Below are 25,995 nucleotides of genomic sequence, written 5' to 3' on the forward strand. Positions count from 1 at the left end.
TAGCAAATGACACTTTTTCAATTCAACTCATGGAAAGATGTGCTGATCCAGCTAGCCCTGATGGTGGCCATAGCCGTCGTGTTCCTGCTCGGGTTCTTTTACGTCTATCTGCCCAACACCACCAACCATGGCGAAACCATCACAGTGCCTGACCTGGAAGGGATTCCTTTGGATGAGCTGGATGAATTCCTGACTGACCGGAATTTGCGTTTTGAGATCAATAAAGACTCTGGCTTTTCGTCGCAATACCCGCCGTTGGCCGTACTCAAGCAGTTTCCACTGCCTAACTCGAAGGTAAAGGAAAATAGAAAAATATATATTTCATTGAATGCCAAGGAGCCACCCAAGGTAAGGATGCCTCAGCTGGTAGATGGCTCGGTAAAAAATGCACAGGTAGTACTTAAAAGCTATGACCTTCTGCTGGGAGAAATCACCTACGCATCAGACATGGCCTTAAATGCGGTGCTTAAGCAGCTCTATCAGGGCAAGCCTATCAGCGAAGGAGCCTCAGTGCCAAAAGGAGCCAAAATTGACCTAATTGTAGGCGACGGGCTCGGCAACCAGGTGTTTAATGCCCCAACTTTAATTGGCCTTACATATGAAGATGCTGAATTTTCCGTTATTGGACAGGGCCTTAAGGTAGGCGACGTTCACTACGAAGAAGATGGCAAAGCGACGATAGAAGTAAAAAGTGCTGACGGCACAGTTACCTACCAGAAACAGTCAATGCCGCTGGGCACCGTTTTTAAACAATCTCCTTCGGCTGACAAAAAGATCAAAATAGGCGACTACATAGACCTCTGGATAGTGGGCACGGAGCCAGAAAGATTCAATTAATGACAAAAAAAGGGCGATGGCTACAAGGCATTCTCTTCCTGGCAGCATTTGTGGCTGGAAGCCAGAGTGCTATTGCCCAGCTCATCCAAAAACCAATTGCCTTCCCCACCAATAGCAAGTATTCAGCTTCAGGAAGAACGCTTGACGCCAACGACACCATTCAGCTCCCCTTTTGGGACGACTTTTCGAGCTACACCGGTCAGCCGAGTAGCGAGTGGTGGGTGAGCAGCAACGATGTATGGGTAAATGCAACGCTTGGCCTGCACCCGCCCACCCTTGGCGTAGCCACATTTGACGGGCTCAACAGTAATGGCATCCCCCACAATCCTACTTCTAACTTTGTGGGGCCTGCAGATAGCCTCACCTCCAAAGCCATCGACCTCTCGGTTATTCCTGCCAATTTGCGTAGTACAGTTTACCTCAGCTTCTTCTGGCAAATAAAGGGCCTGGGCGAAATCCCTAACACTGAAGACTCACTGCGCCTCCAGTTTTTAAGCAGAGACAGCGTTTGGGTAACAAAATGGGTACTCAAAGGTGGTGAGGAAAATTTGAAGGAAGACTTTACGCAGCAGTTTGTACCTATTTTGCAACCTGAGTTTTACCACGAGGGCTTTCGTTTCAGGTTCCAGAGTTTTAACAAGCAAACAGGCCCTTTTGATCATTGGCACCTCGACTACATTTACCTCAACCAGAACCGAAGCCCTTCCAATAACACCTACTTCGACAGGGCCCTCTCTGCTGCCCCATTATCACCACTGAAGGGCATTTACGCCTTACCTCTAAGCCAATTTCAGTCAGCTGCCGACATGCTATCAGGCACAAGCTCATTTGAGTTTTTCAACCTCGATGCTTTGCTGCAACCTGTGGAGTACAATATTCAGATTGTGGAGGCCAGCACCGGGCAATTGATTTCTTCAGTTGATAAAAACCAGGTAGTAGATCCAATACCTCAGGGCCTTGAAAGGCGAACAATAACAAGTTCGCCCGTCGACACCGAAGCAATCAAAGCATTTTTGCAAGACAAGGACTCAGTCGTTCTAAATATGGATTTGTTTCTCAAAACAGGAGACAAATACCTTATAAGCAGGGTTGATCCCCTTACAGCCGACACCACCTACTTTGAAAACATCAACTATAGAAACAACGACACCACAAGTATTAGTCTTTCTTTTTCAGACTATACCGCCTGGGACGATGGCACTGCAGAATATGCCGCCGGCATCAACCAGAGCAGGGGGCAATTGGCGTACAAAGTGGTAGCCTTAGCGCAAGACACCCTCACAGCGATTGACATCCACTTCCCCAGAATAGCACCGTTTGCCGATGGCCAGCCACTGGACATCATTGCCTGGAAGACGCTCACCAATATCAACCCCACCCTACTGGCATTGCAGCGGGTGAGCGTAGAGTTCAGAGAGGAGCTTGACCAGTTTGTGCGCTACAAGTTTGAAATACCTGTGGCGGTGAGTGACACCTTCTATATTGGCTACCGGCAGTACACCGACAACTTTGTGGGCGTTGGGCTGGATAAAAACAACAATACCGGCGACAGAATTTACTTCAACGTAGGCAACGGCTGGGTGCAAAACGACCGAACAGATGGAAGCCTGATGATCAGGCCGGTATTCGAAAATGTGCCTTTCAGGTCAGTGACTGGCCTTGATGAAAATCCCATCGAAGAGCTAACCATTTACCCCAACCCGAGTGAGGGCATTGTCCACTTCTCAGAAAAGCCGGAAGCTGTTTTCATATCGGATGTTTCAGGAAAAGCTATTCCAGTACAATTATCGGACACCCAGCGTCCGTGGTCAATCGATTTGACTCACTTGCCAAAAGGTCTTTATTTTGTGCAGTACATTTTCCAAAACAGGAATAGTACATTTAAACTGATACTGACCAACTGACCCAACCAATGACAATCCTCCCTCAGGAGCTAAAGACCTTAATTGACTCCAAAGCCGACTTTCTGCTGTTGGACGTAAGAGAAGAATGGGAGTACGAAGAATATCACATAGGCGGCCTCAATATCCCGCTGAACAGCCTCCCTTTCAGGCTACAGGAAATTGCGTCATGGAAAAGCAAAATGATTGTGATCCATTGCAAAGCAGGCACCAGAGGTCGAACAGGTACAAAGTACCTGTTGAAGCATGGGTTTTTGGTTGTGAAAAACCTTGAGGGAGGAGTTCAGGCATTTATTGAAACCTTCCCAAAGGCTGTTCTCAACTAGGTCGTAAAAGGGTTGGGGCTCCAGCAAATCACAAAAATAATAAGGGCAATCCAGCCGAGTACCTTGCGGTTGAAGTCGAGCGGCTGGTCTTGGGCTACCGGCGGGTGATAGATGCCAATAAACCGGCCCAGAATAATTCCGTAAAGCAGCCAGCCACTGTAGCCCTCCACTGTTGGGAAGATGAGTGAAACTACAAACTGAGCCGTAAAGATCCCTACTGCCACCATCCACCGATTCAGATCATTTTCTGTCAGGCTTTGCATGATCCACTTCAGAAAATAGATATACACAGGAATGGCGAAGAGGTTGGGAACCGGCATCATGAAAAAAGTGGTTGTTGCAGTCCAATCCATAAAAGGCGTAACTATCCCCAGTCCCGCATAGAAGATGAAGGCGATGTAGAGGCCGGCTGACACCAGCCGTGAATTTTTGAGTCCAAGCAATCCGTAAACAATGTGCCCTCCGTCGAGCTGGCCAATGGGCAGCAGGTTGAGTGCTGTGAAAAACAGCGCCAGGTAGCCAGCCAGTATCCATGGATAGTGAATGATCTCGTTAGGGTGAGGCAACAGCTCGGGCTGGGTGGTCACATGCTCCTTAAAGAAATCGAACAAGATGGTGTTACCCAGGCCAATAGATGCGGTAGAGTCGCTATAGACATGATTAGGATAATCCAGGCCATACTGGGCGTACTCAGGGTGAATCTGAAAAATGTCCTCTTGTGGCGGCAAATGCGTGAACCCATACCAAAGCACAAATAGCGCCACAACGAAACCTGCCAGCGGCCCTGCGATGCCAATATCGAAGTATTGCTGCCTTGTTTTAATTTTACCTTTGATGTTGATGAAAGCGCCCATGGTGCCAATGCTGGGCGATTCCAGAAACCCCAGCCAAAGCGGCAGGTAATAAGGCAGGGTAACTTTGATTTTATAGTATTTGGCGGTGAGATAATGCCCGAATTCGTGAAAGGTAAGAATGGTGAGAAAAGGAATGGAAAACTCCATGCCAGCCACGAAATCAGCCCAGGTGTATCCTTCGCTGAATAGCAGGAACTTGTTTCTACTCCACTCAGCACCAGCCAGGGTGGTGCAAATAAACGTGGCAATAAAAAGACCGATATGAATAAAAAGCCGTTTCTGCTCCTTCTTTTTCTCTGCTATTTCCAGCTCTCTAATTTGCTCCTGAAGCGACCGCTCCGGGCTGCCTCCCTCTATTTCTTCCATGCACTAAAACAGTTCTAACCAGCTATCCGGCGAAGGTACTAGAAACGTTTGTATTTTAAGCTTCTCGGCGCCTCTAAGGTTCTCTGGCTTGTCATCCAGAAAGAGCACCTCGCTGGGGTTCAAATTATTTTCTTCTAACACCTTCTGGTAGATTTCCGTTTCCGGCTTTCGCATTTTCATCACGTGCGAAAAGTAAACTTTGTTGAAAAAATGGTCGAGTGTTGGCTTGCCGGACGAATCTTTTAGAATTTGGTTAAAAGCCCGTTCGTGAATGCCATTGGTGTTACTTAGCACAAAGGTCTGGTACGTGCCAGCAAGCTCCACAACCTTATTGATTCTGTGCATCGGAATGTCGCCCAGCATGGCATTCCAGGCATTGTCAAGCACCTTGTCGGCTACATCCACTCCACAGAGCTCCCGCAATCCGTCTCGGAACTCCACGTCATTAAGAAGGCCCTGCTCGTAATCAAGAAAGAGTCGGCTTTCATGTACCCCCTTCGCCCATTCACTCATTGGCGTGCCGGAAAGTTCTTCAAAAGCTTTGAATGTGGCCGGGATGTCGAGGTCGATAATGACACCACCAAGATCAAAAACGAGATGCTTAATTCCTGAAAGATTCACTGGATTCCTGTTTGTGTTATTAAAATCAAATATCTAATATTGCAGTCCTTTTTTGAGGGGAAGTTAATTGTTAATTTTAATAATTGATGAATACCTCAAAAAATGCGGGCCTATAGCTCAGTTGGTTAGAGCACCTGACTCATAATCAGGTGGTCCCTGGTTCGAGCCCAGGTGGGCCCACCACTGATAATCAAGCACTTACAGATGAAAATCGTAAGTGCTTTTTTATTGTCGCTAACAATGTGCTAACAATTGGGGAATTTTGGGTCGTCTGAGCACCTAATTGCAGTTTCCAAAATTATTCCAAGGTGTATGTCAGACCCCCACTTTGTGAAGGCTTGCCAACCTTCCGCCACCTCCCACACGGATTCTCACAATTTAGACCTTTCCGGCCTGCAAAAATCATACACATCGTTAATTCGCCAAGTTCGCCTGTAATTAATCTAATCAAGGTCTTTTCTCAGATTCAAATTCTCCTGCGAAAATAACTCAGCGATACTGGCATAAACCTCCCCTAAAACAGGTGGAAATAGTCCCATTTCCGTACCAATGACAAACCATCACCTAGCTGATGTAATATTTCTACCGTTTTTATAAAAAAATGAGTGTGTTACTGGAACCATTGGCGAATTTGGTGAGCTCAGAATCAGCTCAGCGTTTCCAAATTCAGTATTTGTGTTCAAAATATAACAATCTTAGCGCATCTCGCCGAAGCTCAAAGTCTTATCGTCGCCAAAAATCAAGACATACTTTTTCGCCAATCAAAACTCATTGCCATGTACTTTTTTGAATAAAATTCGACGAATACCGCCTATTATTCTACCAAACACTCCTGTACTATATTAGAATTATCTAATTTTGAATGTACTATTATCAACTTACTCTCTTAATCCATTTTTGATTCCTTTTCCTATTTAAGTAAGTCATTCTAGCCTGTATGAGAAATGTTTTTGTTGCTGCCACCTTCCTTTCATTCTTTGGTGCATTTTTCGATAGTTACGCCCAAACCGGCCCTGCGGGCATTGGTACTGGCGATGGTTCTATTTCTCCCCGAAATGTGTTATGGTTAAAAGCAGACGCAGGCGTTACCGAGTCGAGCGGTAAAGTAAGCGCATGGGCTGATCAGTCTGGCAACGGCCTCAATGCTGCCCAGGCGAATGGCACATGGCAACCAACCTATACTGCAAGCAATGCCAACCTGAATAACAAGCCTTCCATTAACTTCGGGCCAACGGGCACCACCAACTATAATTTGGCGGTAAATGACAATTCACTGCTGGATTGGTCGTCGGCTATGAGCTTCTTTTTAGTAATAAGAACTGAAAGCAGCGGCGTCCAGGGAATTTTAAACAAAAGAACTGGCGTTGGAGCCAATCAGTCTTACCGGCTATTTAGAAACTCCGGCAGCATCAGTGCCGATATCAGCGACGGCGGCACTGCCAATGTAAGTGTCACTGATAACACCAATTATGTTATCTCAACCACTTACGACCATACGCTTTCAGGAAATAAATTCTTCCTCAACAGAAACTCTGTAACAAGCAGTGGTACCAATGTAACCACCCCTTTGCCAGACAATGCGTCGCCGTTATATATTGGAAACTTCAACCTTAGCGACAACCGAAGCTTTCCAGGCGACATTGCAGAAGTCATCATCTACAATGGGGCTGTAAGCGCCCCGCAAAGGGTCATCATTGAAAACATGCTTGGTCACAAATATGGGATCAACCTGACCACAAACGATATTTTTGGCAATCTGGGCACCTACAATACTTCTTACTTCACCCAATACAGAGGACTGGGAACAGTAGACGGCACGGTCAAGGTTACTTCGGCTACTTCCGACGCATTGCAGATAAGAGAAGTAAACAGCTCGCTGGATGCCGGAGAGTTTGTTGCCTTTGCTCACGATGGCACAGCACATGCCGATGGGCTTGCCACTCAAATCGGAGCTGGTGTTACTTCACGCTGGGCAAGAAGCTGGTACACAGAAGTAAGCCAGTCTGGTGTGGTCAACGGAGGCGGCATTAATGCAGAGTTACTCTTCGACTTTAGCGATGCCGGACTCACCTATTCAGGCAACCTCAACGAATATGTTCTGCTTTACAGAAGTGACGTCTCCGCTAATTTCACGAGCATATATGTGGACAAATATTCTCTTGAAAGTGGCGATAAAGTGGTGGTTTCTATTCCAGCCTCAAGGTTTAAATCGGGGTATTATACACTAGGGAAAGGAACTCAGCTCACATCTAAAACATGGTATGTGTTTCAGGACGGCGACTGGTCGAATTCAGCTACCTGGACATTAGACGCTTCAACTGCACCTATCGTTAAAAACCCTGGCAACGACATACCCGGAGCTGAAGACGATGTAATTATCAGATCGGGCAGAACGGTGACTGTTCAACCGGCCACGAACAACATAACAGTCAATTCTATGGAGGTGCGTGGCAACCTGTATCTTACAACTTCTACTGGTCACAACTTCAAGACAATAAACGGCAACGGTCAGATCAGACTTCAGGGAAACGGCGGCACCGCCAACTTTCCAGCAGGTATCACAACAGGAAATATCGGCTTTTCTGACCCCGACAACGGAGGAACTTTGATCATGGCTGGCGCAGGAGATATGGCCCTGACTGTTTCCAGAACCTTCAAGAACCTGCGGATCGACAAAACAGCAGCCGCTGACAAGGTCATTCTCGCTTCCAACTACAGCCTCTACGGAACCCTCACCATTAGAAACGGAAAGTTTCAGTTTGGCGACGGAACTACCACAGTCAGAAGTCTCACCGTTGGCGGCGATGTAATTGTGGAAGACAACGGCAGCACCAGGATAGGAAGCATAGTTACAGCCAATGCCAACGCTGTGCACTCCTTCACCATTTCAGGTAACTTCACCAACGGTGGTCAGGCATATTTCACCAACAGGACGGACTTTGCTTCCGTGGCAGCCAGATACAGCCCATCGACGGCTTACTACACTACGGACGATGTAACAGGCAGGGTCAACACCTTTTTTAATAGCGCCACCAACGATCAGACCGTCGACTGCAACAACCTTACCTATTTCTCAAGAATTGTTATCGACAAAGGAACAGACGAAACCTTCACACTTTCCATTCAAGCACCAGACAGTGCCTATTTCCGATTGCTGGGAAGAGCCAACTACGATGTCAACTCGGATATAACTGCGGCAACGTCCAACCTGAACGCCTTAGCTCTTATCAAAGGAACCGTAAAATTGGGAGTTAACGTGGCAGTGCCTGTAATTAACACTACCGGAAATTATTCGATCCCGAGTACTACGAAGCTTCAGATTGATGGAGGTTTTGTCGCCAAAACGGGTGGAACTGCCATAGTGCCGTATGGTACGGTTGAAGTCATATCAGGAAAGCTAATAGCTTCTGTTGGAAGCGGCTTAACTCTGAGAGACGCCGGAAAGTTAAAAGTCGATGGTGGTACGGTTTATATGGCAGCGTTCAGAACATCGGTAAATGGTCTTTCTGCTCAGGGAACCTACGAGCAAAATGGCGGCACCGTCACCATCAATGGAGGCGGTTCAGTCAATGCCGACTACGCCTTGTTCTCCCTTACCTACACGGGGAACGTATTTGTAATGACCGGTGGCGATTTGATTGTTAATGGCAGAAACAATTTAGGCACATCCAGCCTTAGAGGGAATATATTCATCAATTGTGATCCCGGTAATCAAGTGGTGACTGGCGGCACGGTCACTTTCCAATCAAGCACGGCAACCGAATACAGGGTCACGTCAAGAGCTCCTTTCTTCAATGTAAAAATGAGAGCTACAGCAGCTTCAGTAGGCAATATTGTACTTACCGGCACTACATCAGGTACCGGAGGAGGCTTAGATGAACCATCCGTCGCTGCGCAGCCTCTGGTGGCGCTTAACGACCTTGTTATCCATGGATACAACGACACCTATCACAACAACCCGCTGGGAAACTATCCGGTTGTATTTGCGCCTATCACATCTGCCATCAATAATAACGACGTATATGTTGGTGGCTCCTTCTATGTTGGAAGAAACTCTACTTACCAGGCCGTATTTGGGGGCGTTGCTCCTTATGATGGCATTGCAGACCTTCCAACAAATTTTAACACTACTTTTTTCAATCAAACCATTGGCACTTCCGCCATCGACACTGTCTACTATGGAGTCACCAGCGGAATCGGGCAACTTGAAGCAGGTAGCGTGGTGCTCAACAGAACCGGCGGCAATGAGCTTAGACTAGTTGCCAGAAACGGAAACACAGGTGGAATCAGACTAGACGTTAACGGAGACATTTCTGTACTATCCGGAACGATGGATCAAAATGCCTATACGCTGAGGATTTGGGGTAGCATTACAAACAATGACCGCCTGGGGACTTATTTCAGTGCAGGCCCGTACCCAACTGCTACAGGTACTCCAGACGTCGCACAGATTCGTTTCAGAGAAGACCCCCCAGTTACCATGACTACGACGGATGATGCGGTCTTCGGAAACATTAGACTCAACGTAGGGGCGGCTACTACTATTGAATTGAATAGTGATGTTCTCCTGGAAAGAGTAGAATACCTCAACGGCAGGATCTATGTAAAAAACCACACCCTGACCATTGATGAGATCTGGAACATCAATAATGGTGGCGGAAACTTTTTCAATAGTGACGTAGCCAACACAAGCGTCATTAGAGTTAACAACGAAGGCATCACAGGAAATATCCTCGTATTTACCGACGGAAACCCCAGCGACGGAGGGCTCAAACTCAAGGTAAGAGGCAACACAGTAACGGAGGATGTGACGTCGAGACTCAACAACACGGCCCCCATCACTTTTCCGGTTGGATTTACGCTTGATGGTGGCACTACTTTCTACTCGAGACCAGCTCAAATGAAGGTGAAAGACTTTTCCGACGATGGCTATGTCCAGATTAACGTAGTCTCAGGCGAACTGCAATTAACAGACCTTGCTGGCGGACAAATGCTTCAGCACTACTGGCGAGTGAGGCACTCTGATTTTACAACGGTGCCAAACGTAGCATTTCGTTTTTATTACAGGGCATCAAACAGCGTAATTGCTGGTGTCGACAGGCCTAGCTTAGAACCGGCAGGTCTGGAGGAAAACTATGTGCCTGGGTATGTTCTTGATGAAACTCCGTTTACACGGGCCTACGAGTCTAACCCTGTAAGTGACCTGACAGACATCGTTACATCCGCCTACCAAAACACAAACCAAAACAATGCTACCCGGTACATCACTTTTAATGGAACAAGCACTGGAGGAGAGTTTTCTCAAGCTGGTTTCGTAGGATTCCCTCTGGTGAACGCCAATTTTACAACAGGCCAGGCAGCAAGGTTTGTCAATGCTCCATTGATCTATTACACGAAGGGTCGTGACCTGACAGGGAACCAACCCCTCTGGACAACTGCCAATACGTGGACAAGAAATGACCAGCCAGGCTTCAACACCGCCAATCCTCACTTGAGTACAAATCCGGATTCGCCTGATACACCTGGTGCAGGAGATATTGCTGTGATTGGCTTCTTTCCGTATGATGACCCTAAAACCACCTACCGAGGCTACCCGCATTCTGCAAGGGTCGACGGGGGCGACGTGGTTGCAGCCCGACTGATATTTATCCAAATGACCGATAATTTGGGCAACGCACCTGTCGTCAGAAAACCATTATCTCAGCTTGGTGGGCCTAACGATTTTCAGTTTAGACCAACGCTCACCTGGAATTCTACAGGTAATATTCTTGTCAATGTGGTCGAAGGTGAAGGAACCATCCGTGTCAGAGGTGGCAGCACCAATCAGAATCAAAGGGATCCCAGCTTTGCAGCGGTTGATTTAGGCCTTTTCACAGCTCAAGATTCGTCTACGCTGTTGTATGAGGCATTTAACGACTACACCATCAACAATATTCCAGATGAAGTACCTACCCTTTTTATCACCAACGACGGATGGGGAGCAAACAATCGTACTGTAACTATTGCTAAAAACTTCACAACTAATCAAAACCTGGAAATCAGTGGCAACTCCAATCTGGCATTAAGTAGTGCCTCCGGAGGAAATGCGACGGTCAATGCAAATCTATATTTACGACCATTGGTTGACGGCACTGGCGGAGGAGAACTTCGGCTGCCCAATACGGGAATCCCCTGGAACGTTACAGTAATTGGTGATGTTTACGTTGGAAATCCCACAGGGACTGCGGCAAGTGGCGGCAACGTGATCAGAGTTGCAAGCGGAGGCTCGGTTAATCACAACTTGTTTGTGGGCGGCGATATTGTCATAAATACTACCGGCAGCAATACAACAATTGCACCCAATGGCAATGGGTTGATTTTTGGAGGAAACGCTGAGTCAAATATTAAGCTCACGCTAAATGGGAGTCTTTCTGGCACATTCAACACAGTTAGTGGCGATGTACCACAACTGTACAGAATTACGCTAAATAAAAAGCTGAACAACGCAGCAGAATTTACATTCAACGACGGTTTCACACTTACTGGCCTAACTAATACCGCCGACAAGGCCATCGAAATCGTCAATGGCACTTTGGTACTTAACGATCCGTCAATCGACATAACACTTTCAAGCGGTGGTGGCAACTTCCTTCTGCCAAATTCGCTCAATACTGAGGCAACCTCCGGGTCTGGTGGCTTAGCAATCCAGCAAGGTGTTGCCAGGGTCAGTGGTGCCAACACCGGAATAATCCTTGACGGGCCACTCGTGATCAGTGGTGGCTCGCTAAACATGGATGGCGGTGTTGGGGTCAACAACTTTATAGAGTATTCGGCTTCTGGAAATGCTTCCATTGAGCTTTCTGCAGGCACTCTGACTGTGGGTTCTCAGGTACGAAGAAGTACCGCTTCAACTTCAGGCATTCTCAAATACACGCAAACAGGAGGCATTGCCGTATTTGGCAAAAATGCTGTACCCACAACTATCAGAGGGGTATTTGAAGTGATCAACCCCGGAAGTGAATTCCATCTTGATATCGATGGAGGTGCCGGCGAGTCATTTACCGTCGTTCGCCACCTCAACTCAACATCAGTACCAACTGTTCGACTTTCTCCGGCTTCAAGTAGTATAACCGATGGATCAACAATTACCCTCGGAAATGCAGATACGCCAGCCTCTCAAACGAACTTTGGCATCTATTCTAGCATCACCCTGGAAACATTGCGAATTGGATCCGCCAATGTGACTGCTAAAATATACACGGCGCCACTTACGGTTGACAACTTGTCGATTACCACTGGAAGCAGTTTCAGTGCCAATGGTCTTGATTTAACTGTAAACGAGAGTGTTGTTAACGATGGTACATTTGTTTCGGCTGGTACGATTGCCAACAACCAAACGACCTTCTTCACAACCTCTTCCACTGGAACGATATCGGGCTCCGGAACTACCACCTTTTGGAACCTTGAAAAGTCGGGATCTGGCTCGCTTATACTTGCAAAGTCAGTGACTGTTGCCAATAACGCCTCAATTTTGGCCGGCACACTGAACACCGCCACCTATGCCTTCAACATCAAAAAAGACTTGCAGCATGACGCTACACACACAAGTGCAGCCGCTGGTCCGGGGATCATTTTCAATGGTACTGAAAAGCAAAACCTTGGCAGGTCTTCCTCAGGACTAAGCTATTTTGGAGTTGTGAACCTTAACAATTCAGCAGGGCTTATTATTACGGACACAGACGAAAACTTTCAGGTAGATCAAAAGCTTGTCCTTACAACAGGGGTACTTGATATTGGGGGCAACCTTCTTATCATTCCTGAAACGTCAACCATTGAAAACGGAACCGGTGGAACAACCTATACAGACTTCAATGTGAACAGGATGATTCAAACCAACAGCTCCATTAAAGACTTTGGGTTGAGGAAGATTTTTCCAACGATCGTTGGTGGCAGCTCCACTTTCACCTTCCCTGTAGGTTTGACATCATATACGCCAGCGGTGATAAATGTAAACGATATTTCCTCAAGCTACATCACGCTAAGGCCAGTAGCAGATTTGCCACCAATTGCCGAGGACGCAGAAACAGCAGGAGCGTGCACAGACCCTGAAATAGTCGACTCCAACAATGTGCTGCAATACTATTGGATCATCAAATCAAGCGGCGTAACAGGCCTAAATGGCACGCTGGAAATGTACTACGATGCAGCCGACTTTGCAGTAACAGCTCCCTACACCGTTGCTAACTATGGGCCTGCGAGGCTTTACAATCTGGGATCATTCTGGGACAAAGTATTTACCGAGTCTGAATTTGATGAAAACAATTTAAGAATCGCCTATCCGCTCAATTCAAACACTGATGGCACCCTTGAAGGGATATATACGGCTGGTGTGACCTTGCAGAACAATGGTTCCTCACTGCTGTGCGGAGCTGCTATACCTGATATGGTTCCGACTTTTACAACTTACGAACTGGCTTCATCCGGCACCTATTATAGCGACGCCTCTTATCAGGAAGGAACATCTCCAGCCCCTGGTTCTTCTTCTGATATTGTCGTCAAGTCTGGCTACACGCTGGTTTTGAATTCCAATAATATCAGAATAAGGAAAACGACCATTGAAGCAGGAGCAACACTGGAAATCGCCTCCGGGTTTTCCAACCACAACCTTGGCTTCGTGACCGGAGCTGGTAACCTAAAGCTCACCTCCGACGGAACCTCCGTGGCGTTCCCAACCGGCGACTACGAAGTATTCTTCCCAGATGCCAACTGCAGCGGTGGTGGTGGCCTTGAGTTTGCTGGCAACGGTTCTTATGCCGTACTCAATGATATACCAAACGTCAGAAGACTGATTTTCTCTGGCGCCGGTGACAGAACTGTACCTAACAATAATACGCTGAAAGTCTGCGAAGACCTGGAGATTTTAGGAACAGTGAATGTAGTAGTCCCCGATGGCAATAATTCGACATCAGTATATGGAAACATATACAAGTCCGACGCCTCAAGCTTCGACAATGGTGGTGGAGCAAGCAAAGTAGTTATGAGAGGCCCTGCTGCCCAAAGTGTGTCAGGCAATTTCACTGGAACCAACGCATTCAACAACCTCGAAATAAATAACGCAAATGGAGTCACTATTGTAAACAACACAGACGCCGCCAGGGGAATTAGTGCCAATGCAGATGTTGATGTTGATGGGCAGCTTATCTTCACAAATGGACTCATTACTACCAATGCTGACAATACGCTGAGATTAACACTTAATGGAACCTTGTCTGGGTTTAGCTCAGCCAGGTATGTGAACGGACCGTTTGTAAGAGTGCTGCCACCAAATGTTTCGTCTTACACCTTTCCGGTTGGCAAGGGATCGAGAAGTGGCCAAATGGAAATCAAAGCGCCGACAGGCTACGTGGGCACAAAAGACTGGATAGTCGAATACTACAGCGGAGGTGCTTCCGCCATAGGGCCTGTCACAGCAGTAGACCCTGCCGACGGTATTGTGAAAGTGAGCGAGAATGAATACTGGATGATTAGCGTGCCTTCGCCGGCCAGCTCAAGTGTAAAGCTGAGCTGGAACAGCGGGTCAGACGTGCAAAGCACCATTAGCAATCTTCGAATGGCGTTTTGGTCGGGAACCCTTTGGGACATGATAACGACCACAAGCGCTCCTAGCGGCACGCCGGCAACTGGCTCTATGACAGCCGGGCCACTCAGCTACAGCACAAAGTTTGTAACATTCGGAACAACCGATGAAGACGCAACGCCGCTTCCTGTCGAATTTTTAAACTTTAGCGCTACTGAGCTAAATGGTGTTGCGATACTTGACTGGGCCACAGGCTCAGAAACCAACAACGATTTGTTCGAAATCGAGCGCTCTGAGGATGGCATGGTCTATCAAAAAATTGGCGAAGTAAACGGCGCTGGTACCACGACCGACAGGCAGGACTATGCGTTCACTGACTTTCAGCCATTCTGGGGAACGTCCTACTATAGAATCAGGCAAATTGACTTTGATGGCCAGTATGATTACAGCAAGGTTGCCTCTATCAGGATTCAGAAAGAAGCTCCTTCCATCAATGCATACCCCAACCCAATCCAGTCTGATATCAATATCGCTGCCAGGGGTCTTGAGAAAAACTCGCCGGTACTCTATTATATGACCGACCTCAATGGAGCTTTGATCTTGCGAGGCGAAGGGTTAGCCGACAGACGTGGCGACTTTTTCAGCGCTATACTTCTGCCGGGAAATCTCAGTGCAGGCATTTACGTTTTAGTACTCGAATCGAAAAACCAAACGCAAAGATTCAAGCTGCTTAAGAAATAGCTAAAGGCTGTCTCAGTTGCCGAAAACGAGACAGCCTCTTTCTATATTTCAGTTTGGGCATCAATTATTCTGACAGCAATCCCAGTGCTTGATCGTATTCAAGCTTAGCGATTCTCACTTTGTAAAATGCCTGTAGCTGGTTCATTCTCGATTCTGTCAAGGCCAACTCAGCATCAGTCAACTCCAGCCTTGAACTGAGGCCGGATTGAAAGCGTTCATTTACCATTGCAAAGTTAATTTTGGCGGCCTCAACTGTTTTCGCATGAATTTCCAACCGTCTCAAGCCCTCCTTCAAGCTATTTTCGTGGGTGGCCACTTCAATCGCTGCTTTTTCCGATAAATCTTTCAGCGCTAGCTCGCCTTGTTGGAGCCTGATATTTGATTTACCCAATCTGGAATTTATTCTGTTCCCGGAAAAAATGGGCACATAGGCCTGAATACCTAAAAAAGATGTGCCCGGCCATCGGCTGAAGCTGAGGTCAAAAGACTGAGCCTGTAGTTGATAGGCACCCATCACCGTAACTGTCGGTAGTTTTTGAGCCTTCGTTTGACTCACTAAACTTCTGCTTATTTCGACACTCAGCTTTGCCTGCAGCAGGTCAGGTCGGCTGGCCGTCATTTCCGCTTCGCTAAGGGGTGCTGTGTCAAGGTACCTGATAGCGTCATCCAGCCCAAGTTTGTCGGTCAGCACGATGGTCTGTCCCACCTCCAGTCCAACTACTCTGGCCAGATGTAGAAGTGTTGTCTCATACTGGCTTTGAAGGTAAGAAATGGAGGACTTCAAATTTTCGACTGCAATAAAGCTTCGCAAGGTATCTACCTTCAAGCCCTTGCCTTGCCTGAAAAGTGATCGACTGTCTTCCAATGAGAGTATGTTACGCTCCAGGCTTTGATGACTTAGCTTAAGCGACTCGCTGATCAGCAAAGCCCGCAGGTAGCTGGCCGTTACGTCCGCAACCAGTCTGGTCTTAAAGGCTCTGGTTTCCTGCTCCTGAAAAGCTTCGCTAAGCTTTGCCGTCCTCACCTGCCTGCGGGCAGATTCCAACAATAAAGGCTGCTGAAAAGCCAGGTAGGTATTCACTGCGTTTTTTCCTCCAACCGCTACATCTACTACTGGCTCGTTCTCTTTGCCAACGAGAGCCCCAGGCATAAAAATCACCTGCCTGTCGAAATAATGTGTGTAACTCCCCTGTGCCGACAGGGTGGGCAACAATTCGCCCCTGGATTCCGACGTTTCCATTTTGGAGACCTTTTCCTCCAGCAACTGAACTTGCATGGCCTTGTTATTCGTCTTTGCGAGCACAAGTGCCTCACTCAGTGAGAGCTGTAGCTCCTGAGCTTTAGCGGGCAGCACGATGCCTAGCATCGCAATGGCCGCTATCAATGATCTATTATACTTTTTCATAAAATCAACTTTTTGAGATCACCATATTTGCCTCCGTCTCATCCACTACTTCCTTTCTCCTTTTACCTGAGGCGAGATAAGAATAGACCGCCGGGATGATAAACAAGGTGAGTATGCCAGCGAATATCAGCCCGCCTACTACTACAATCCCCAGCGATTGACGGCTATTATGGGTCATCGCAATGGGCAATGCACCAAAAATCATTGCGAGTGAAGTCATCAGAATGGGCCTGAATCGCTGCTCTGCGGCCTGAATGGCAGCGTCAAACTTTGACAGGCCAGTGTCCTTTAGGTGATTGGCAAACTCTACTATCAATATGCCATTCTTTGTTATGAGACCAATAAGCGTAATGATGCCGATTTGGCTAAATACATTGAGGCTTTGGCTAAACCAGTCCAAGCTCAAAAGCGCCCCGGTAATTGCCATTGGCACTGTCAGCATGATGATCAGGGGATCACGAAGACTTTCAAATTGCGCTGCCAGTATCATGTATATCAGCACCAGGGCCAATATCAATGTGTACGAGAGGCTTCCCTTACTTTCCACGTAATCACGAGATTGCCCGGCTAGCGTCGTTCTGAAATTATCGCCCAAAACCTCGGACTTAATCCGCTCCATTTCCTGTATTCCTTCATCCAGACTTACGCCAGGTGCCAGGCCAGCCGAAATGGTGGCTGAGGTGTATTGATCGTACCGGTAAATGGTAGCGGGGCTTATTCCATCCTCAATAGTCACCAGGTTGTCCAGCGAGATCATTTGCCCATGAGCAGACCTCACGTGGATTGCACGAAGGTCACTTATGTCGTTGCGGTTGATGCGCTCAACCTGACCAATTACTTCGTACTGTCGGTCATTTTTCATAAAGTACCCGTAGCGCTGACCGGAAAACGAAAGCTGCATGGCCCTTGCCACCTCCTCGATAGACACACCCATCATAGCGGCCTTCTGTCGATCAATATTAATTTTGAGCTCAGGCTTATTTATCTTAAGGTCGCTGTCAACGAACATCAGCTTACTGCTTTGTCTTGCCGCTGCCAGAAACTTAGGAAGTACACTGGCGACGCTGTCCAAATTAGATGTTTGCAGCACATATTGCACGGGCTGACCTCCGCCGTATCTGGTACCGATGGTAGGCGGCATATAGGGGAAAAGAAGGATGTTTCTAAATTGCCCTGAAGCCGCCCCATACTGATAATACAGTTCCTGGGCAGTAACACTTCTTTCCTTGGGATCTTTCAGATAAATACTCTGCACGGCCACGTTGATAGGTGCCGGAGCGGGAATAAATGAGATAGCCACCATAGAGTAGGTCTGATAGAGGCCTTCAGTATTGTCGTTGACATAATGACCTACTTCCTCCATATTCTCCTTCATGAAGTCGTACGAAACTCCTTCAGGTGCAATGGCAATGAGCATCATATTAGACCGGTCTTCCAAAGGCGCCAATTCTGATGGCAGCCTCTGCCCCAGCACATATATTACTACTCCACCTGCGATCAGGAAAATCCACGCCAGCCACCTGAACTTCATAAAAGCTTTCAAGAGCGACGCATAACCTCCATTAAGGCTGAGGAAAAATGGCTCGGTAACTCTATGGAGCCAGTTAGGCTTCACATGCTGCTTCAGCAGGTAGGCGCTAAGCATAGGAGACAGGGTGAGTGCCACAAATGCCGACACGATCACCGATCCCGATACCACGATCGCAAATTCCTTAAAAAGCTGGCCACTTATGCCCCCCATAAATACTATGGGCAAGAAAACTGCCGCCAGGGTGATCGTGGTAGAAATGATAGCAAAGTATATTTCCCTGGATCCTGCGAATGCTGCCTGAATAGGATTGGCTCCATCTTCAATCTTTTTGTAGATGTTTTCAAGTACTACAATGGCATCGTCGACAACCAATCCTATAGCCAGCACCAAGCCCAAAAGCGTCAGGACATTGATAGAAAAGCCTGCCAGGTACATGATGAAGAATGCCGAGAATATTGACACGGGAATGGCCAGCACGGGAATGATGGTAGATCGCCAATCACGCAGAAAAAGAAAGATAATGATGACAACCAAACCAAAAGCGATGAAGAGCGTCTCCACCACTTCTGTAATTGACTCACGAACTGGTTTGGTGAAATCGAACCCCACAATCAATTTGTAGTCAGCGGGTATCTCTTTGCGCAATTCATCGAGGCGCAGGTAAAATTCATCCACAACTTCGATGGCATTGGCTCCTCTTTGAATTTGGATGGCCACGCCAACGCCCACTCTGTCTGCTTTGTTGGTGCCGTTAATGATTGCATTGCGCTCATTCACTTCCCCAAGTTCTGCATAGCCAACGTCCTTCAACTTTATGACTGAATTAGCAGTTTGCTTAATAATCATGTCATTGAATTCGTCGGAAGTAGTAAGACGTCCCAGGGTTCGGACACTCAACTCATTTTTCTCTCCCTCGATCCTTCCCGAGGGGAGGTCTATATTCTCTCGGTGCAAGGCCTGGCGAATGTCCTCTGGAGTTAAATTATAGGCTGTCAGCTTGATCGGGTCGAACCTCAGTCTCATGGCGTACTTATGCTCACCAACTATACTTACACTTTGTATGCCGGGGATAGACTGCATTCTTTCCTTTATAACTGTTGAAGCCAAATGGCTTACTTCCTTTATGTCTCTTGAATCGCTCTCCACTTCGAGGAATGCCACCAAATTATCGGGGGAACTCGCTTTTTCAACAATTGGAGGGTCGACGTCTGAGGGCAGCTGGCTTTTTGATTTCGCCACTTTGTCACGCACATCGTTGAGGGCATCTTCAAGGTCTAACTCTCTGTTGAATTCTATTGAAATGATGCTAACCTGCTCTCTGGACTCCGACGAAATAGTGCGAATTCCATTCGCTTCAGCAATAGATTCTTCTAAAGGCTTCGTGATTTTAGAAGCTATTACATCGGGGCTGGCCCCAGGGTAAAAAGTAACAACCGCAATAACTGGTGGCTCGGTTAAAGGGAACTCACGTATCCCAAGATATCGCCACCCAACCATTCCCGCAATCACTATGAGTGCGGAAAACACACCTGACAAAACAGGTTTTTTTATACTTAATGATGGTAGACTCATGGCTCCAGTTATTTAGTAGTGACAACTTGTACAGGCGTACCATCGCCGGTGCGAAGAATGTTGGAAACCAAGACTGAATCGCCATCGGCGAGACCTGCCGTAATCAGCGCATCGGACTCATTTCTGGAGAAAACGGTCACCGGGCTGAACCTGGCCACACCATGCCTTACCACAAAAACACCAAAACCATTGGCTCCGGGAATGAGGGCTTGAGTGGGCAGAGTAAGACCCTTCGTGTTTTCGTCAGCGACAGAAAAGTAAACCCTTGCCGACATCCCTGGCACTAGCTGATTGTCACGATTGTCGGCCACCGCCTGCACTGTTATACTTCTGCTGGAAGCGTCTATTCCTGATTCCGTCGCAATTATGCGAGCCGCTATGCTGGAACCACCGGTGGGTGCCTGGAATTGTATTGTCTTTCCACTTGTCACAAATGCAATGTATTTTTCAGGAACTGAAAATTGAATTTTAACGCTTCCTTGTTCCTGCAGGGCAACCAAAGGCATTCCTGGTGAAACCCAAGAACCAACTTCCACTTTACTGATTCCAATTTTCCCGGAGAAGGGGGCATGAATGGAGGTCTTGTCCAGCTCATTCTTCAGTAAGTCCTCCGTTGCCTGGAGCAACGCAAGTCTCGATTGCGCAACGTCGTATTCTTCCTGCCGTACCGCTTCACTTTTCAGCAGCTCAGCCAAGCGACCTTCGCTCAATTTTGCCAGGCCAAGTTCGGCCTGATTTTGCTTCAGTTTGGCAACAATTTCGCCGTCCTCCAGCTTGTACAGCAGCTGGCCTTTGTGTACTACGCTGCCTTCAGTAAAAGATACGGCAACAACTTTCCTGGATACTTCGCTGGCGATCGTTACCTCACGACTAGCGACGACAGAGCCAGCAACGACTTCTTCCTGGGTGACAGCGGTTGATTTCACAACCTTGACATCCACTGGCAGTCGGCTAATAGGCGCACTGCCTTGATTTGAGTCATTGGCTGTACCTGAGGTGCAGGCGACAACAATCGCACCGATGATCAGGAAACTCAAATAGCTAAAAAATTCATTTGTTTTCATTTGTTTGAAGTTTGATTATGGATGTAAAAAACGGGAATCCAACACACCCTGATTTGCATTTAAACCGGAGCTATTTATATAGTTTACTGAAAGCAAAAAGTCTGGCGTTCGGCCAGACTTTTTGCATTAAAAAATAAGAAAATTAGAAAGTGCCTTACTGTGGCCGTTGCTGCTTTATACCAAACACAGCGATCAAAATGCTAAGTCCACTGATGCATGCTGCTGCTTTAAATGCAGCCTGAAAACCAACATTCAGCGCTGCTGTAGTCACCCCCGCTTCGGCGGAGAAGTTGTTGGTAGTACCGATGGCGATGGCAGCGGCTATCGCCAACCCAATGGCTGACCCCACCTGATAAGTAGTGTTAACCAAGCCAGATGCCAGGCCCGACTCCTCTGGTTTTGCGCCCGACATTGATGCGATGGTGCCTGGAATATAGGCCAGTGACATACCAAGGGCTCCCAGCAAGGAGGCCCCAAGCACATCGGAGAGGAAATTCCCGTTTACTGGAACTTGCGAAAACCACAGCAGTGACCAAGTAAGTGCCACGAGCCCTGCAATCAATGGCTTTTTAAAGCCAAATTTTGCTATGAGCTTACCAGTGACACCCACCATAAGCACCATGATTACTATAGTCATTGGGAGTAAAGCCAAACCGGAAAAAAATGCAGTGTAGCCCAGCGACTGCTGTAAATAAAGATTAAGGTAAAACCACAGAGGTATCCATGCGCCAGCCATTAAGGCCATAATTAAATTGCCGCTTGAAAGATTTGGCGCTTTGAATATTGAAAGTGGCAACAATGGAGCCTGCACCCTTTTTTGTACAAACACAAAAGCAATAAACAAAGCTAATGACGTTGCAAAAAGGCCAATGGTGTGCGTGGTCAGTAATCCATTCTTGTCGACCATAACTAACGAGTAAACCAGTACCATAGTGGCCAGCGTCACCAATACTGCCCCCAAATAATCTATTTTCCCCTTTCGTCTATTTCCGCTCACCAGAAGCATTGCTCCGGCAATCATGACGAAAATGCCCATGGGTATATTAATATAGAAGGTCCATCTCCACGAGGCGTAGTCGGTGAGCACTCCTCCCAAAAATACACCCGCCGAGCCGCCAGCAGCAGCCGATGCACCCCAGAACCCAAATGCTTTGGCCAGTTCTTTCGGGTCCGTAAAAATGGTCATTAGGAGAGAAAGAGCAGAAGGTGCTATCAAAGCTGCTCCAAGACCTTGCAGGGCTCTCCCAATATTCATCGAGGTTTCGGACCAGGCCAGCCCGGTAAGAAGCGAGGCAGCAGTAAGCACAGCAAACCCCCAAAGAAATACTTTTTTGGGGCCATAAAGGTCAGAAAGCTTTCCGCCCAAAAGAAGCACACCACCAAAGATTATTACGTAGGCATTGAATATCCACGACAATTCAGAGGGCGTGTAATTCAATGCTTCCTGAATGGCCGGTAATGCCACACCAATAATGGACGTATCCATTATTACCATAAATTGTGCTGTGCACAAAATAGCCAAAGCGGCCCACCGATTGACTTTGAGCTCACTTGTTTTGATTGTTGTTGTATCAGACATATTTTGAGTTGTTTATACAGGGACAAAGTTTCTCGAAATGCCTGACCTTCTTCTACATTTAAATGGGTTCGATTTATATAATTCCATGGCGGTCAGCAACCGGCGATTGGACTTGCCTGATGTGAGTGCAGGAAATCACTCGCCTTTCAGGAGCAGGTGGCGTTGAGCATTTCGGGTATTGCCTTGCGGAAAAAAGTAGGCGCATGGCCCTGGTGCTCTTTAAATTGATGGGACATATGATTCACGCTGCTATACCCCGTCATGTAAGCTATTTCCGTTGCCGACAAGGTGGAAGAAGTCAGCAGGTTCTTTACCTTTTCTATCCTTATCGAGATAAAATATTGCTCAAGGGTTATGCCTTCGTGTTCAGAAAATAGCTTACTGATGGAGCTGTAATTTAGCCCCAGCGACTCGGAAATTTGCTTTGAGAATTTCATTGGTGCGCCGTAATGATAATTTGACTCCAAAGCTTGATGAATCACAGACTTGACTTGTGATATTAGCTTATGTTGTCTGCTGGAAATAACCTGAAGGTCTGCTTCAGAGAGTATTTCCTCAAGCTGCGACTGCTCAGCAGGCGTAAGGCTTTTATTTATTCTTACACTCCCAAGGCTGATTTTCTGCACTATAAAACCCATTTGCTCAAGTTTCGTTTTCACAAAGAGGATGCAACGATCGCAGACCATGCCCTTTATTTGAATTTGGTACTTTTGCTCCATACCGAAACGCTTTTGGAACAAAGTACATGCTATGCATGCTGGGCGTCTTTACACAAATACCGGAATGTGTTGTAGAATTCCTTTCTTCAGGATCGAAGCTCCTACTCAGATATATGATCAAGGGATTTCCGTTCCATATCAATCTCCCTGGATTTCTTTAGGGCGGAAGGGGTGAAACCAGTCATCTTTTTAAACTGTGCCGACAGGTGAGCCACACTGCTATAGCCAAGTTTGTCCGCAATCTCGCTGAGGGTGAGCTCATCATAAAACAACAACTCCTTCACTCTTTCAATTTTTTGCTTGATGATGTATTGCTCCAATGTGACTCCCTCAACAGACGAAAACAAGTTGCTTAGGTAATTGTAATCAAAATGCAGGCTCTCAGAGAGCACTGTTGACCAATTGTATTTCCTTTCAGATGATTCCTTATTGTGGATGAATTGAATAATCAATGACTTCATAGACTCAATAAGCTTCGCCTTCCTGTCATCAATGCGCTCAAACCCCATGAGACTCAATGAAGCGTCGAGCCTGTCGAATTGCTCTTTTGAAAGTGTCTCATTTTCCAATTCGACTTCGCCCAACACAATGCTTCGTACCTGCAGTTCTTGCTTCTCAAGCTCCTGCCCGATCATCAAGATGCACCGATTACAAACCATATTTTTGATGCTTATAAGCATAGGCAACTGGCACTTATCCCTTTATAAAAATAAGTCAACACTGCGAATCACCATAAACTTGAGAGATTTTATTTCCTCAGCGTTCGCCAGTTGGTTATTTATTTCGAATAAAATTCTGGTGAGTGAACACGTGAAACTTAGCAGGCAATCCTCCAAATACTTACCCTCACACCACAGCCACCTTGGCACGCTGCCCAGATGAATTTTAGATATTTCAGCCACCATTTCCCTCCATTCTTTGCCAAAATTCATATTTCAGCCTAATTTCAGCCCCGCCTATTGAATAGTCAATGAGGTTGCTTTTTTCTGGGCTTAGCGAAGCCCACGTGCACTGCTCAGAAATTATAACTACTGATACATATGATGAAACGACTCACATTCTCACTGACTCTCTGGCTGGCTGCATATGCTGGCTGGGCTCAGGAAGGATACAAAACTCTCCCGCTAAATGACCTGTCATCGTTCAAGGCTCAGGCCGGCAACTGGATGATAGTTGGCGATGTAACGATGGACAGAAACCTATCCATTCACCATGAGGCACCGCCTGTTGAAACAGGCAAAAAGAAGAAAAAGAGTAAGGCCACACCAGAACCGGAGCATCCAGTAAAGTATACTTCCGGGCAGGGCATCCTCCTCAATTTCAACGACGACCAGAAAAAAGACAACCTGGTCACAAACTGGACTCATGGCGACATTGAGCTGGAGCTGGAGGTGATGATTCCCAAAGGATCGAACTCCGGCATTTACCTTCAAGGTAACTACGAGGTGCAATTGCTCGATAGCTGGGGGGTGAAAAACCCAGGCTTCGGTGACATTGGCGGCATTTATCGCAACTGGGAAAATGAACCAGCAAAGGCTTATGCCGGGAAGGCTCCGAGGACAAATGCTGCAAAAGCACCCGGTCTCTGGCAAACAATTAAAATTTCCTTCCAGGCCCCAAGGTTCAATACCGCAGGCGAAAAGGTAGAAAATGCCCGGTTTGTATTTGTGGAGCTAAATGGTGTGCGCATTCACGACAACCTTGAAGTACCACGCCTTACGGGCGGCCCGATTAATGACAAGGAAGTGGCCGAGGGCCCTCTCATGATCCAGGGTGACCATGGTCCGGTGGCGTTCAGGAACATCCGTTACAGGTTGCTGAAGCCAGCCAATGTTTCGCTATCTGGTATCAACTACGAAGTTTTTGACGGGCATTTTGAAAGTGAAAAGGATTTTAAAGACCTTAAGCCAACTTTGATAGGGTCAACAGAACAACTCACCTGGGAAGTAGCGAAGAAAGACAATGAGTTTGCTGTAAGATATTACGGCGCACTGGAAATACCAGCCGACGACACTTACAAGTTCAGCGCCAATACTGGCAATGCAATGAAGCTGGTCATTGATGGGCAAACGATTTCCAACTACTATGAGCGAGGTGGAAAGCCCGTAAAGCTTACAAAAGGTACCCATTCGGTTGAAATTACCTACTTTAAATATGTGAGCTGGGTGAGTCCAAACATGGGACTGTGGGTGGAAAGCTCCAACAGCTACCCTCAGGCATTGCACGCCTTTAGCTCTTTCCCTCCTGCCAGCAACGTAGCCTCACCGATTATTGTCGAAACAGGGAATAGCCCAAGGCTGCTGAGAGCATTTCTTGATTTCAAGAGAGACAGAAGCCAAAGGCTTACTCATACCATTGCCGTGGGTGATCCTGCCGGCCTTAACTACATCTACGACATGAAAAGTGGCAGCGTAGTATGCCTTTGGAGAGGCGGTTTCATTGACGCAACACCGATGTGGCACGACAGAGGCGATGGGTCATTCAGGCCGATTGGGGTAGTAGAGTACCTGACAAGCAAACCAACACTGGTACTGCCGGGACAAAGCAGTGCCAACTTTGAGCTCAACAACATCCCTGATTTCAGAAGCAGTGGGTACACCCTTGATGGCGATGGTCTTCCAACCTTTCTCTATACTTACAGCGGAGCGAGCGTGAAAGATAAGAGCAAGCTGGTGGAAGAAGGAAAAGTGTTTCAGAGAGAAGTATCTGTTGAAAATGCACCAGCAGGCAGCCAGGTCAGAATAGCTGAAGGCAGCCAGATTAGAAAACTGGACAATGGAGCCTATGCTATCGACGGCTTTGACTACTACATAGAGCTGAAATCAGCCCAAGAGGCCACTATTGCTGATAAGGGAGCTACCAAAGAGCTCCTGGTGCCGACAACTGGTTCGGTTGTTTATCAAATTGTTTGGTAACAAAATCT

At 47.1% G+C, this 25,995-nt stretch carries 13 protein-coding genes and 1 tRNA gene; 6 read left to right on the plus strand and 8 right to left on the minus strand.

What is annotated here, in order from left to right:
- Positions 1–6 precede the first annotated feature (6 nt).
- From GC130_RS04915 to GC130_RS04925, 3 genes are read left to right on the plus strand one after another with little or no spacing between them, the layout of a single operon-like run.
- Complete coding sequence (locus GC130_RS04915; protein WP_151997159.1) at positions 7–837, plus strand: PASTA domain-containing protein; 831 nt, start codon at positions 7–9, stop codon at positions 835–837.
- Entirely contained in the window at positions 837–2,741 is a 1,905-nt protein-coding gene (locus GC130_RS04920; protein WP_151997160.1) for a T9SS type A sorting domain-containing protein, read from the plus strand. The genes GC130_RS04915 and GC130_RS04920 overlap by 1 nt, the downstream gene beginning before the upstream one ends.
- An 8-nt stretch (positions 2,742–2,749) precedes the next feature.
- A complete protein-coding gene (locus tag GC130_RS04925; RefSeq protein ID WP_151997161.1) occupies positions 2,750–3,064 on the plus strand; it encodes a rhodanese-like domain-containing protein in 315 nt (104 codons plus the stop codon).
- Here GC130_RS04925 and GC130_RS04930 read toward each other — a convergent pair.
- Together GC130_RS04930 and GC130_RS04935 are read right to left on the minus strand one after the other, a co-directional pair.
- Positions 3,061–4,284 (minus strand): site-2 protease family protein, encoded by a 1,224-nt coding sequence (locus tag GC130_RS04930; RefSeq protein ID WP_151997162.1) that lies wholly within the window; start codon positions 4,282–4,284, stop codon positions 3,061–3,063. The two genes, GC130_RS04925 and GC130_RS04930, sit on opposite strands and share 4 nt — an antisense overlap.
- A 3-nt stretch (positions 4,285–4,287) precedes the next feature.
- Positions 4,288–4,905 carry an HAD family phosphatase gene (locus tag GC130_RS04935; RefSeq protein ID WP_151997163.1) on the minus strand — a complete coding sequence of 206 codons (618 nt, stop codon included), beginning with the start codon at positions 4,903–4,905 and terminating at the stop codon, positions 4,288–4,290.
- Positions 4,906–5,011: 106 nt separating this feature from the next.
- Between GC130_RS04935 and GC130_RS04940 the strand changes: the two genes are divergently transcribed.
- Positions 5,012–5,088 (plus strand) — tRNA-Ile (locus GC130_RS04940).
- A gap of 754 nt (positions 5,089–5,842) precedes the next feature.
- On the plus strand, positions 5,843–15,202 hold the full coding sequence (locus GC130_RS04945) for a hypothetical protein (protein WP_151997164.1): 9,360 nt from the start codon (positions 5,843–5,845) through the stop codon (positions 15,200–15,202).
- A 64-nt stretch (positions 15,203–15,266) separates the two neighbouring features.
- Here the strand turns inward: GC130_RS04945 and GC130_RS04950 are convergent, their stop codons facing one another.
- The 6 genes from GC130_RS04950 to GC130_RS04975 form a co-directional block, all read right to left on the minus strand.
- Positions 15,267–16,607, minus strand: a complete 1,341-nt coding sequence (locus GC130_RS04950; protein WP_151997165.1) for a TolC family protein — start codon at positions 16,605–16,607, stop codon at positions 15,267–15,269.
- A gap of 4 nt (positions 16,608–16,611) precedes the next feature.
- A complete protein-coding gene (locus tag GC130_RS04955; protein WP_151997166.1) occupies positions 16,612–19,710 on the minus strand; it encodes an efflux RND transporter permease subunit in 3,099 nt (1,032 codons plus the stop codon).
- 8 nt (positions 19,711–19,718) lie between these two features.
- Positions 19,719–20,774 carry an efflux RND transporter periplasmic adaptor subunit gene (locus tag GC130_RS04960; RefSeq protein WP_151997167.1) on the minus strand — a complete coding sequence of 352 codons (1,056 nt, stop codon included), beginning with the start codon at positions 20,772–20,774 and terminating at the stop codon, positions 19,719–19,721.
- A 154-nt stretch (positions 20,775–20,928) separates the two neighbouring features.
- On the minus strand, positions 20,929–22,353 hold the full coding sequence (locus tag GC130_RS04965; protein ID WP_151997168.1) for an MFS transporter: 1,425 nt from the start codon (positions 22,351–22,353) through the stop codon (positions 20,929–20,931).
- A gap of 146 nt (positions 22,354–22,499) precedes the next feature.
- Positions 22,500–23,072, minus strand: a complete 573-nt coding sequence (locus GC130_RS04970; RefSeq protein ID WP_151997169.1) for an AraC family transcriptional regulator — start codon at positions 23,070–23,072, stop codon at positions 22,500–22,502.
- Between the two features lie 101 nt (positions 23,073–23,173).
- A complete protein-coding gene (locus tag GC130_RS04975; RefSeq protein WP_226940386.1) occupies positions 23,174–23,707 on the minus strand; it encodes an AraC family transcriptional regulator in 534 nt (177 codons plus the stop codon).
- A gap of 405 nt (positions 23,708–24,112) precedes the next feature.
- Here GC130_RS04975 and GC130_RS04980 point away from each other — a divergent pair, with 405 nt between their 5' ends.
- Entirely contained in the window at positions 24,113–25,987 is a 1,875-nt protein-coding gene (locus tag GC130_RS04980; protein WP_151997171.1) for a family 16 glycoside hydrolase, read from the plus strand.
- The last annotated feature ends 8 nt before the right edge of the window (positions 25,988–25,995 follow it).

Origin of the sequence: Imperialibacter sp. EC-SDR9 (assembly GCF_902498805.1) — a bacterium.
Lineage (GTDB): Bacteria > Bacteroidota > Bacteroidia > Cytophagales > Cyclobacteriaceae > Imperialibacter.